At 65.6% G+C, this 12,009-nt stretch carries 10 protein-coding genes and 1 pseudogene; 1 reads left to right on the forward strand and 10 read right to left on the reverse strand.

What is annotated here, in order from left to right; genetic code table 11:
* From A5906_RS13830 to hydA, 8 genes and pseudogenes are all read right to left on the reverse strand, one after another.
* Window positions 1–1,393, reverse strand: a pseudogene (locus A5906_RS13830) (ATP-binding cassette domain-containing protein); the annotation flags it as partial.
* Window positions 1,390–2,238 (reverse strand): ABC transporter permease, encoded by an 849-nt coding sequence (locus A5906_RS13835; RefSeq protein WP_080135749.1) that lies wholly within the window; start codon window positions 2,236–2,238, stop codon window positions 1,390–1,392. The gene A5906_RS13835 and the pseudogene A5906_RS13830, both read right to left, overlap by 4 nt.
* Window positions 2,235–3,269, reverse strand: a complete 1,035-nt coding sequence (locus A5906_RS13840; protein WP_018647561.1) for an ABC transporter permease — start codon at window positions 3,267–3,269, stop codon at window positions 2,235–2,237. The genes A5906_RS13835 and A5906_RS13840 overlap by 4 nt, the downstream gene beginning before the upstream one ends.
* A gap of 28 nt (window positions 3,270–3,297) precedes the next feature.
* Window positions 3,298–4,917 carry an ABC transporter substrate-binding protein gene (locus A5906_RS13845; protein WP_080135750.1) on the reverse strand — a complete coding sequence of 540 codons (1,620 nt, stop codon included), beginning with the start codon at window positions 4,915–4,917 and terminating at the stop codon, window positions 3,298–3,300.
* Between the two features lie 119 nt (window positions 4,918–5,036).
* Window positions 5,037–6,473: an NAD(P)-binding domain-containing protein gene (locus A5906_RS13850; RefSeq protein WP_080135751.1), complete on the reverse strand. Its 1,437-nt coding sequence runs from the start codon at window positions 6,471–6,473 to the stop codon at window positions 5,037–5,039.
* A complete protein-coding gene (locus tag A5906_RS13855; RefSeq protein ID WP_080135752.1) occupies window positions 6,470–7,219 on the reverse strand; it encodes an SDR family oxidoreductase in 750 nt (249 codons plus the stop codon). Before A5906_RS13855 ends, A5906_RS13850 begins: the two co-directional genes overlap by 4 nt.
* A gap of 1 nt (window position 7,220) precedes the next feature.
* On the reverse strand, window positions 7,221–8,195 hold the full coding sequence (locus A5906_RS13860) for an NAD-dependent epimerase/dehydratase family protein (RefSeq protein ID WP_080135753.1): 975 nt from the start codon (window positions 8,193–8,195) through the stop codon (window positions 7,221–7,223).
* Window positions 8,196–8,211: 16 nt separating this feature from the next.
* Entirely contained in the window at window positions 8,212–9,681 is a 1,470-nt protein-coding gene (gene hydA, locus A5906_RS13865; protein WP_080135754.1) for a dihydropyrimidinase, read from the reverse strand.
* 56 nt (window positions 9,682–9,737) lie between these two features.
* Here hydA and A5906_RS13870 point away from each other — a divergent pair, with 56 nt between their 5' ends.
* Window positions 9,738–10,400 (forward strand): aspartate/glutamate racemase family protein, encoded by a 663-nt coding sequence (locus A5906_RS13870; protein ID WP_080135755.1) that lies wholly within the window; start codon window positions 9,738–9,740, stop codon window positions 10,398–10,400.
* On the opposite strand, the gene A5906_RS13875 is transcribed toward A5906_RS13870, so the two are convergent.
* Both A5906_RS13875 and A5906_RS13880 read right to left on the reverse strand, forming a co-directional pair.
* Entirely contained in the window at window positions 10,397–11,056 is a 660-nt protein-coding gene (locus tag A5906_RS13875) for a flavin reductase family protein (RefSeq protein ID WP_186465173.1), read from the reverse strand. The two genes, A5906_RS13870 and A5906_RS13875, sit on opposite strands and share 4 nt — an antisense overlap.
* A 5-nt stretch (window positions 11,057–11,061) precedes the next feature.
* Window positions 11,062–11,994, reverse strand: coding sequence for an N-carbamoyl-D-amino-acid hydrolase (locus A5906_RS13880; RefSeq protein ID WP_080135757.1), 933 nt, complete (start codon window positions 11,992–11,994; stop codon window positions 11,062–11,064).
* Window positions 11,995–12,009 lie beyond the last annotated feature (15 nt).

Below are 12,009 nucleotides of genomic sequence, written 5' to 3' on the forward strand. Positions count from 1 at the left end.
CGTCGAGCACGAGCAGGCGCGGCCGGCAGGCGATGGCACGGGCAATGCCGACGCGGGCCTTCTGGCCACCGGAGAGCTGGTGCGGAAAACGCGGCAAGAGATCGAGCGGCAGCCCGACCCGCGCGGCGCATTCCTCCACCCGTTGCCGCAACGCTTCCCCCGCCCGCATGCCATCGAGCCGCATCAAGGGATGGGCAATGCAGTCGAAGGCCGTGTAGCGCGGGTTGAGGCTCTCGTTCGGGTCCTGGAACACCATCTGGATGTCTTTGCGCAGTGGCGAGCGGTGAAAGTCGCGCGAGGCGACATGGCCGATCGACTGCCCGTCGAAAACGATATCGCCTTCGCTGGGATCAATCAGACGGCAGATCATGCGCGACGTCGTGCTCTTGCCGGAACCGGACTCGCCGACCAGACCGACGCTCTCGCCGCCGGCCATCGTCATCGAGAAGTCGGCGACGGCCGCAGAACCCTGGTCGAAGCGCTTTGCGAGCTTGCGCACCTCCAGCAGCGGCGGCGTCCCGTGCGCGGGGCTCTGCCTGGGTGTGCTGACAACCGCGGAGTAACGCTCCCGCTCCTCCTCCGTCACGAGATCCTCGATCCGTGACGTCGCGGTGGGCGAAGCCGCGACCAGGCGCCTTGTATAGGCGTGCTGCGGCGCTGTGAAGAGCGTCTTTGAACTTGCCTCCTCGACGATACGGCCGCGCTCCATCACCGCGATGCGGCGGCAATAGCGCGCAGCGAGGCCGAGATCATGCGTGATCAGGATCGTCGCCATGCCGCGCGCGGCCGCGATCCCCGCGAGCAGGTCCATCACCACCTTCTGGGTGGTGACGTCGAGGCCGGTGGTCGGCTCGTCCGCGATCAGGAGCGCCGGATTGCAGGAGATCGCGATCGCGATCATGACCCGCTGGCACATGCCACCCGAGAGCTCGTGCGGATAGGCATTCATCCGCGCCTCGGGGTCGCGGATCTGGACGGCCCGCAACAATTCCAGCGCCTCGGCCCGCGCGGCATCCTTCGAGATCTTCTTGTGGGTGAGGATCGCGTCCGCGATCTGCAGGCCGATCGCGCGGATCGGGTTGAGCGCGGCGCGCGGGTTCTGGAAGATCATCGACATCGCGGCACCCTGGAGGTGACGGAGGTCATCGCCGCGGAGCTTGGTCACGTCCTGCCCGCGAAACAATATCTTGCCGCCGGTGACGCGGCCGGCGGCATCGAGCAGCCGCGTCGTCGCAAAGCCGGTCACCGACTTGCCCGAGCCGCTCTCGCCGACGAGGCCGAGCATCTCGCCGCCCCCGACCGTAAGCGACACGCCACGCACGGCCTCGACCATGCCACGCCGCGTCGAGAACGAGACGTGGAGGTCCTCGATCCTGAGCAGTTCTTCGCTCATGTGCGCATGCGGGGATCGAGAATATCCCGCATCCCGTCCCCGAGCAGGTTGAAGCACAGCACGGCCATCATCAGCGCAAGGCCCGGAAAGGCCACCAGCCACCACCGTCCCGTGGAGATGAAGCGCGCGCCCTCCGCGACCATGATGCCCCATTCCGGCGTCGGCGGCTTGACGCCAAGGCCGATGAAGGACAGGCCGGCCGCATTGAGAATGGCCCAGCCGAGATTGAGCGAGATCTGCACCGCCATCGCCGGCAGGATGTTCGGCAGCAGGAAACGCAGCACCACGGAAAAGTGGCTCTCGCCGCAGGCGCGCGCGGCCTCGACCCAGCCGACATTGCGGCGGACGTTGACCTCGGCCCGCGCGAAGCGGATGTAGAAGGGAAGATTGATGATCGCGGTTGCGATCACGATGTTCTCGATCCGGTTGCCGAGAGCTGCGACCATCGCCATCGCCAGCACGAACAACGGAAAGGCCATCATCACGTCGACGAAGCGGCCGACCGCGCGATCGAGCCGGCCGCCGGCATAGCCGCAGAATGAGCCGACCACGGCGCCGATCACGAAGGAGATGCCGACCGCGGAGACCGCGATCGTGAGATCCAGCCGCGCGGCAATGATGAGACGGCTGAACACGTCACGCCCCAGCTGGTCGGTGCCGGCGAGATGCGCCGCGCTCGGCGGCAAAAGCGCCTCCGAGACGTTGGAGACCACGGGATCGTAAGGCACAATCCAGGGGCCGAAGATCGCGAGCAGGACGAACAGCGTCACGCCGGCCGCGGCCACCGCCGTGAGCGGATTGCCGCGCAGGATCCAGACCGAATGGCGGAGGGTTGCACTGGTCATTCGATCGACACCCTGGGATCGGCGATGCCGTAGCAGATATCGACCACGAGATTGACCAGCACGAACAGGCTCGCCATCAGCAGCACGAAACCCTGCACCGGCGCGTAGTCGGACGACAGCAGCGCATCGAGCGCATAGGAGGCAACGCCCGGCCAGGAGAACACCTTCTCCACCAGCACATTGGCGCCCAGCATGGTCGAGAACACGATGCCGGCGATGGTGATGACGGGCAGGATCGCGTTTCGCAGCGCGTAAGTGACGACCACCTTGCGCCAGGACAATCCGACCGAGCGCGCGGTGCGCACGAAATCGCTGCCGAGCGACACCAGCATCGAGGCCCGCGTGATCCGCGCCAGCGGCGCGATCACGAACAGCGCCATGCTCACCGCCGGCAGGATCAGCTGCTTGCAGGCCGCCCACCAGCCCTCGAAGTCGCCGGCCAGCAGGAAATCGATCGACAGGAAGCCGGTGCGCTGCGGCGGGAGCGAGGTGAAGACGTCAATCCGCCCGGTGGGATCAGGCGCAAGCCCGAGCAGATAATAGAAGACATAGATCAAGAGCAGGCCCGAGACGAAGGTCGGCACGCAGACGCCGAGCGCGCAGAACAGCCGCACGCCGTGATCAACGACCGACCCCGGCCGCAAGGCCGCGATCACACCGAGCGGCACCGCGGCGATGAGAGCGATCAGCAGGGCGGTGAAGGTGAGCTCGAGCGAGGCCGGCAGCCGCTCGCGCAGATCCTTCAGCACCGGCTGCCCGGTCATCATGGAGCGGCCGAGATTGCCGTGGCCGATGTCGGAGAGATAGAACACGAGTTGCTCCGGCACCGATTTGTCGAGCCCCATCTGCTTGCGGATCAGCTCGATCTCCTCCTTGCCTGCATTGGGCCCCGAGGCAAAGAACACCGCGGGGTCCCCGGGCAGGACACGCATCAGCAGGAAGGTGAACACCAGCACGCCGAACAGCGCCGGCAGCGACGACAAAAGCCGCCTGCCCGCCCGCACCATTGTTGCGCCAAGTCCGGTCGTCACCTTTCAGAGCCTCCTGCGCTTCCCGGTATCACTTGCGGCTGACGTCGCGATAGTCCACCTGGCGATGGAACTCGTAGGTGTAGCCTTCGATCGACGGCGCCATGACGGCATCCTGGTTCGGCTGCCACAGCATGATCTGCGGCATCAGGTCAAAGTGCATCGCGTTGAGCTTGCGGCCGGCTTCCTCGTACTTGGCCTTGTCCGGCTCGAAGCGGGCTTCCTGCGCGATCGCCGCCAGATCCGGGTTGTTGATCGAAGAGTAGTTCCAGCGCTGATTTCCGGTGTAGAAGTTGCGGTAGAAGTAGTCGGTCGACGGCAGCCAGGCGACGATGCCCTCGGTGTAGAAGGGAAGCTTCTTCTCGTTGATCTGCGTCGACATCTGCGCGTCCGGCAGCTTCTGGATGTCGACCTTGATCCCGATCTTGCCGAGCGACTCCTTCACGAGAGCCGCCATCGGCTCGGCGGTCGAGGCTTGGCCGACGTTGAAGCTGAAGGTGGTCGAGAAGCCCTCGGGGAGACCTGCGGCTTTCAGATATTCCCTGGCCTTGTCGAGATCGAGCTTCACCGGCTGCTGGAACGGGTAGATGCCGTTGGCCGGCTTGCCGTCCGCCCAGGTCGCGCCGAACAGCGGCGTGCCGCGGCCGAACAGAGCTGCCTTGAACATGTCCTCATAGGGCAGCGCGTAAGCGACGGCGCGGCGGACATTGACGTTGTCGAAGGGCGGGATCTGGTTGTTCATCGAGACAAATGTGATCGCATTGTATTGCGGCGTCGAGACCACCTTGAGCTTGCCCTTGGCCTCCAGCGACTGCACGTCACTGGCCTGCAGATCGAGCACGAGATCGGCATCGCCGCGCTCGACGAGGTTGGCGCGGGTCGCGGGCTCCGGCACCGATTGCACGATGACCCGCTTGAAGAACGCCGGCTTGTTGGCCGAGCCGCGGTTCCAGTCCTCGTTGCGCTTGACGATGATCTGCTCGCCGGGCTTGAAGCTCTCGACCACATAGGCGCCGCTGCCGGCGGTGTGCTCCTTCAGCCAGGCTGTGGCCCAGGGATCGTCCGCGGTCGCGTGCTCTTTCGCCACTTTCGAGTTGATGATCATCGGGTAGACGGTGGCGAGATTGGGCAGCGCAAGCTTGTCGGGTTTCGGCAGCGTCACCTCGATGGTGAGGGGATCGATCACCTTGAACTGGTCGGCCGACGTCAGGGAGCCCGTCAGCAATTGCGCCTTGCCCAAGATCGGCGCGGTGACGCAGCGATCGAGCGACCATTTGACGTCCTCGGCGGTGACGGGCGAGCCGTCCTGGAATTTGGCATCCTTGCGCAGGCGGAAGGTGAGCTTCAAGCCGTCGGGACTGACCTCGTAGGATTCGGCGAGCTCGCCGGTAATCGTGTCGAGATCGAACACCCATTTGCCATTGAGCTGCTTGCGGCCGAACGCGACCAGGCGGTCATAGGTGCTCATGCTCAATGCGAAGGACTCGCGGGTCGAGCCGGGGATGTTGGGATCGAGCGTATTGACGGATGCGCCCGTGACATAGCGCAAGGTCTCCGCCCTGGTCTGCGCCCGCGACGGCGCGGTGGCGATGAGCAACATCGCGGCGGTAGCGAGCACTGAAGTCGCCGGCCTGAAAGACACAAAACGCATTGGTTTTTTCCTGAATTTCGAACGAGAACGCCAGCAAGGCAGGTTAAGAAAGAAGCAAGTTGCGCGCCAGTCTCATGGAGCGTTTTTGGGGACGCATGGTCGCGGCGGCGCATGGATGATCACAGCGTTTCCTCCGTTCTTCGCGCCGGCCGCGTGACCACCGCCTGCGGCACGTCATAGGCGCTGAACGAGGCCCAGTGGCGCGCGATATCGGCGCGGAACAGTCCGCGCGTCAGGCCGTGGACCAGTTTTGGAACGGCGGTCGTCATCGCGTTGATCGATGATCCCGACGGACCGAAGCTCATGGTGGAAGCAATGGCGAAGAGATGGATGCCGGAGATCCACGGCGTCTGTCCCGGCACGCGCTCGGTGAAGGCATAGTCGTCGGCGAGATAGGGAAAGCGGCCGAGCCGTTCGTTGCGCTCATCCTCGGGCGGCTGGTAGCGGTCGGCCCAGGTGGCGATGTTGCCGGCGAACCTGGAGAGCTCGCCACGGCCGGCAAAGTTCATGTCGATGCCGGTGCCGCAGATGACGAAATCCGCGGTGATCGCACCCCGCGGCGTCTGCAGTTCAACGCCCTTGCCGGTCTCGCGCGCAGCTTCGACCGGCGCGGCCTCGTGCAATGTGAAATTGGCGTGACGCGCGCAGCGGTCGTAGGTCGGTTGCGGAAAGCCCTCGCGCATCTCGAGGATTTTTCGCATGAAGCGCCAGCGCCAGGCATCATCGAGATCGCTGAGATGGCGCAGGAAGCCGCGGAAGGTCAGCCAACGATACGGCTGGATCACCTGGATCTGCGCGCGGCGGCAGAGCAGGTGCACCTCGGCGGCGCCAGCCTCCAGTGCGGTTGCCGCATTGTCAAAGGCGGAGGCGCCGGCGCCGAGCACGGCGACGCGCTTGCCGCGAAGGCCTTCGAAATCGATGTCGTCGGCGACGGTCGCGACCGAACGCGGCGGCAGATGCGCCAGCTGCTCGGGGACCATCCAGCCTCCCATGCCCTCCTGCCCGGTCGCCAGCACGATCTTGCGGGCGTAGAGGGTCTCGACCTCTCCTGCCCGTTTCACGCGCGCAGCGAGTAGGCCGTCAGACGCAGGCGCGATCTCCAGCAGCTCGCATCCATTGCGCACCGGCAGGCCGATCGTGCGCCGCAGCCACAGCAAGTACTCCGCCCAACGGCCGCGCTCGATCAGGCCGAGCTGTTGCCAGCTCTCCTTGCCGAAGCGGGCTTCGTGCCAGGACTGGTAGGTCAGGCTGGGGATATCGAGGTCGGGGCCGGTGTAGTCCTTTGGGCTGCGCAGCGTCGGCATGCGGGCATAGGTGAGCCACGGGCCCTCCTTCCCCTCTTCGGCCTTGTCGAGCAGCAGGATGTTGCTGACTCGGGAGCGCATCAGGCCGAAGCCGATGGCGATGCCGGATTGGCCCGCGCCGATGATGAGCACGTCCAGCGCCGGCTTGCCGTCCGGCCCCGTCTTCGGCTCGAGCCATGCGGCGCCGGGATGCGCGATCATGGCGAGATCGGCACGGACGTCCGCTTCGAGCTCTGTCAGCGCCTCACTCATGCCGCGAGCCAGCCTCCGTCGACCACCATCACGGTGCCTGTGGTGAACGAGGATGCATCGCTGGCGAGATGCAGCGCGGTCTGCGCGATCTCTTCCGCCGCGCCGAACCGTTTCATGGCGTGGCGGTTGCGCGAGGCTTCGCGCACCTCGTCCGGATTGGCGTGACGGGCAAAGCTGCGGCGAAGCATCGGCGTATCGATCGCGCCCGGCGCAATCGCATTGACGCGAATGCCGTCGGTGGCGAAATCCACCGCCATGGTGCGCGTGAGGCTGACGATCGCGCCCTTGGCGGCGATGTAAGCGCTGTTGCCCTTGCCGCCGGCGATCGCGAGCTGCGAGGCCAGCGTGATGATCGAACCGCTCTGTTGTCGCTGCATCCGCGGCACGGCAGCCCGCGCCCACAGCCAGGTGCCGCCGACATTGGCGCGGAACACCGCGTCCCAGTCTTCAATGCTCGTGGTCAGCACCGTGCCGCCGCAGGAGAAACCGGCGGCGGTCATCAGGACGTCGAGTCGGCCGTGCCGCGCCACGACATCATTCACAACGGCTTCGGCGAAACCGGCATCACCGACGTCACCCACATGCGTCGTTGCCGCACCGACGAGGCTCAGCGTTTCCTCAAGCCCTGCGGCATCACGATCGACCAGCGCGAGCCGCGCGCCCTCCTCCGCGAACAGCTTTGCGCTGGCGCGGCCGATGCCAGAGCCCGCTCCGGTGACGATGGCGGTGCGCGCCTGCAGCCGCATGTCAGATCCACTCCTTGTGCTGCTTCCACCAGGTACTCATCGCGGCGGCGGACTCGGCGCAGCCGAACCGCGCGCGCCAGCCGAATTCATCGGCCATCCGCTTGACCGACATGGGCGCACGATCTCCACCGTGGAGCTTGATGAAGGTCTTCTCTCCAGGAGACGCGAGCCGGCACTCCAGCTTGGGATGCAGGACCGCAAACGCCTCGCCCCATTGCAGCGCGGTCCAGGCGGTGCCGCTGGAGATGTTGTAGAGCCGATGACGCGGCCGCTCGGCTTCGATCAGCAATGCCACGGCTTCGGCGGCGTCTGGCGCATAGGTCCAGTCCTTGATGCCTGGCGCAGGGAGAAGGGCCGGCTCGCCGCGCGCGAACGCGGCAAGGATCTGGAACTGGAGGCTGGGCGTATCGCGCACCGAGCCGGGCCGCTCCCACGGGCCGAACACGGCACTCAACCGAACGCTCAGGAAATCGCCGCCAAAAAGTTCGGCGTGCCGTGCCACCGATCGTTCCGAGGTGAACTTGCTGATGGCGTAGAACGTGACGGGATCGCAGGGCGTTTCCTCGTCCAGCACTTTGACCCGCTGGCCGGCAGCGCCGTAAGCCGATGCCGACGACAAATTGACGACGCGGCGAACGCCGTGACGGATCGCGGACAGCAGGATCGGGATCTGCGCCATCACGTTGATCTCGAGAACGCGCGCGGTCGACGCCCGTTCGAGCTCATCTCCGGCCGTGACCGCGGCGCCCAGCACAATCGCATCGCAGCCTTTTGCGATAAGGGCGTCGATGGCTTCGACGTCGGTGATATCGCCCTTTACTGCTTTAAGCCGTGCGCCGTAGTCAGCCAGCGATCGCTGCGCAGCCGCAGGCAGCGGCGCACGATCATGCAGCGTCACCTCGTGCCCCCGCGCGAGCAGCACCCCGGCAAGATTGAGGCCGACAAAGCCGGTGCCGCCGAAGACGACGATCTTCATCGCGCGCGATCCACCATCACAGCAGTTTCGCCCCAAAGTTCCGTTCCGGATCCATGTCCGCGACCAGCCGCCCCGTCGGCTTTGCCGCCTCGCCACCGCTGCGCGCCAGGAATTTTCCACTGCCGGCGCTCGCGAGACACTTGTTGCCCTCGACGATCACGCGGCCACGCGAGAGCACGGACACCGGCCAACCCTTCAGTTTGCGGCCCGCGAACGGCGTGTAACCGGCGAGATCGTGCATCATCTCGTCGGCGATCACGGTCTCCCGGTTGGGATCCCAGATCGCGATGTCGGCATCGGCGCCGACCGCGATCGAGCCCTTGCGCGGATGCAGATTGTAGATCTTTGCCGGCGCCGTCGCGGTCAGCTCGACGAACTTTTCCAGGCCCAGCCGGCCCTTCGAGACCATCGCGTCGAACAAGAGCGGCAGCCGCAGCTCCAGACCCGGCAGACCGTTTGCTACCTGCTTGAAGTTCGGGTTGGGGCCGGCGCGCAGCTTGCCGGTCTCGTCATAGCGATACGGCGCGTGATCCGACGAGATGGTCTGGAGATCGCCGAGCGACAGCGCCTGCCACAACGCCTCCTGGTCGGCATGCGTGCGCGGCGGCGGGCTGCACATCCATTTGGCGCCTTCCGATCCAGGCTTGTCGAGATCATCGGCAGTCAGGAACAGATACTGCGGACAGGTCTCCGCAAACACCTTCAGCCCCTGCCCGCGCGAGTCGCGGATCACCTTGGCGCCTTCGGCGGTCGAGACATGGAAGATCATGATCGGCTGGTCGATCAGCGCCGCCATGCCGATCAGCCGCGTGAAGGCTTCGGCCTCCGACACGCGGGCGTGACTGACGGCATGGTATTTCGGCATGGTATAGCCGCGCGAAAGCAGCCGCTTCACCATCCAGGCGATGATGCCGTGGTTCTCGGCATGGGCGCACAGCATCGCGCCGGACTGGCGCGCGGCGAGCAGGATGTCGAGCAGCGGCTCGTCGTCGACCTTGAGCCGGTCGTAGGTCATGAAGATCTTGATCGAAGCGTGCCCCTGCTTCACCAGCGCCGGAATGTGTTCCTCGACCGTTTCCCTGGTCGCATCCGCGATGATCATGTGAAAGGCATAGTCGATCACCGCGCCCTTCTTCGCCAGCGCATGATAGTCCTCCACCACCTGCGGCAGCTTCATGCCGACATGCTGGGCGGCGAACGGGATCACCGTGGTGGTGCCGCCAAAGGCCGCCGACACGGTCGCGCTCTCAAAAGTGTCGGCGTTCATGATGCCCGCCGCCGACAGCTGCTCGATATGGGCGTGGCTGTCGACGCCCCCGGGCAGCACCAGCTTGCCGCGCGCGTCGATCTCGCGCTTGCCGGGGGGAAGCCCGCGCCCGATGGCCGCGATGGTCTCGCCCGATATGGCGACGTCGGCCTCGAAGACGTCGGTGGTGGTGGCGACGCGGCCGCCGCGGATGATCAGGTCGTAAGCGGGTTCAGTCATGAGGCACTCCGTGATAGGCTCAAGGCACGTACTCGCAATTTCGCAGGAAGACCATCATGTCCCGGCCGCGCATTCTCGTCATCAACCCGAACTCCAACCAAAAGGTCACGCAAGGGCTGGAGGACGCGTTGAAGCCGCTCGCTTTCGAGGACGGGCCGGAAGTTGTCTGCCAGACGCTGGCGGAAGGCCCGTTCGGCATTGAAAGCCAGGCGGATGTCGATAGCGTTGCGATGCCGCTGCGAAAGCTCGTCGAAAGCGACAACAGTTCTGCCGCCTTCGTGATCGCCTGCTACAGCGATCCCGGGCTTCAGGTCTGCCGCGAAGGAACCGACCGGCCGGTGTTCGGCATTGCCGAGTGCGGCGTCCTGACCGCGCTGTCGCGCGCCGAGACGTTTGGTGTCATCGCGATCGCGCAGCGCTCGATCCCGCGTCACATGCGCTATCTCAGACAGATGGGATTGACCGATCGCCTTGCCGGCGAGCGGCCGCTGAACATGAGCGTTGCCGAAACCGCCTCGGGCGACGACACGCTGGCAAGAATGATCGAGGTTGGCCGGACGCTGCGCGATGAGGACGGCGCTCGCGCCATCGTCATGGGCTGCGCCGGCATGGCCCGCCATCGCCGCCCGCTGGAGGACGCGCTGCGCATTCCCGTGATCGACCCGACACAGGCGGCCGTCACCATGGCGCTGGGTACGGTGCAGTTCTCGGCTCACTAGGCGTCCTTCAGCTCTTTCTTGTCCTGACGCGCCAGCCATTGCGCATGGCTCTCGCGCGTCAAAGCAAACGTGTCCCGCTGCGTGGTGTAGAGATTGCCGAACATGCGGCCGATCGGCCGGTAGGCGTCGAGATCGACATACATGTTGGCCTCATCGACGAGGCCCTCGCGGGCGTGCACCCTGAGCACCTCGCCGACCAGGAGCTCGCGATCGGGCGAGAAATTCAGCACGACATGGCGCCGGCATTCCAGCGCGAAGGGCGCAGCCGCAAGGCGCGGCACCTTCACATCGACCGAGGGAAGCGTCGCCAGGCCCGTCGCGGCGACCTCGCTGTCCCCGGAGGGGAAATCGACCGCGCAGTCGTTCATCGCGACCGACAGCGCCTCGTCCACCATGTGCACGACGAACTCGCCGTCGCGATGGATGTTGCGGGTGGTGTCCTTCGGCGAGTGGTCCGGCTTGTGCTGGAGCCCGAGCACGATCAGCGCCGGGTTTTCCGAGAACACGTTGAAGAAGCTGAACGGCGCGGCGTTGACCGCGCCGTTCTCGTCCAGCGTCGTCACCAGCGCGATCGGCCGCGGCACGACCACGCCGCAGAGCAGCTTGTAGCGATCGCGGGGATCGAGTTCGCGCAGTGATATGCCCTTGTCCGCCATCGGCGTCACTTCTCCGGCGGCGGCACCGCGCCGGTCTGGCTGGTGATCAGGCCGTAATGCTCGATGCGGCGATGCCGGGCGAAATCGAAGATCGTGGTCTTGCCGAAGGTCGTGGCATCGAGGTCGCAGGCATGGACCAGAACCTCGTCGTCCTCGGTCTTGGCTTCGGCGACGATCTCGCCATCGGGATCGACGATCAGGCTGCCGCCGAACAGCGGGTGGCCGTCCTCATTGCCCGCCTTGCCGACGGCGACCACCCAGGTCGCGTTCTGATAGGCGCCGGCCTGCACCGAGAGGCGGTTATGGAACAGCCGCTTCTCGACGCCCTCCTCGCTCTTCTCCGCATTCACCGACGGCGTGTTGTAGCCGATCAGCACCATCTCGACGCCCTGCAGGCCCATGACGCGATAGGTCTCGGGCCAGCGGCGATCGTTGCAGATCGCCATGCCGATGATGCCGCCAAGCTCGCGCCAGACCTTGAAGCCGAGATCACCCGGCTCGAAATAACGCTTCTCCAGATGCTGATGCGAGCGCTTGGTGTCATAGTCCACATGACCGGGCAGATGGACCTTGCGATATTTCCCGACGATCTTGCCGGACTTGTCGGTCAGGATCGCGGTGTTGAAATGGTGTCCGTCCGGCGTCAGCTCGGCATAGCCGAAATTCATCGCCATCCCGTGCTGCGCCGCACGCTCGAACAGCGGCTTCGTCGCCGCGTTCGGCATCTCGCGCTCGAACCAGTTGTCGAACTCCGAGCGGTCCTCGACGTACCAGCGCGGGAAGAACGTCGTCAGTGCCAGCTCGGGATAGACGATCAGATCGGCGCCCTTGCTCTTGGCCTCATCCATCAGCGCGATCATGCGCTTGACCACGGCCTCGCGGCTGTCGGCTTTCTGGATCGGGCCCATCTGGGCGGCGGCGACATTGACGATGCGCATCAGCGAATTCCTGGT

Source organism: Bradyrhizobium sacchari (assembly GCF_002068095.1).
Lineage (GTDB): Bacteria > Pseudomonadota > Alphaproteobacteria > Rhizobiales > Xanthobacteraceae > Bradyrhizobium > Bradyrhizobium sacchari.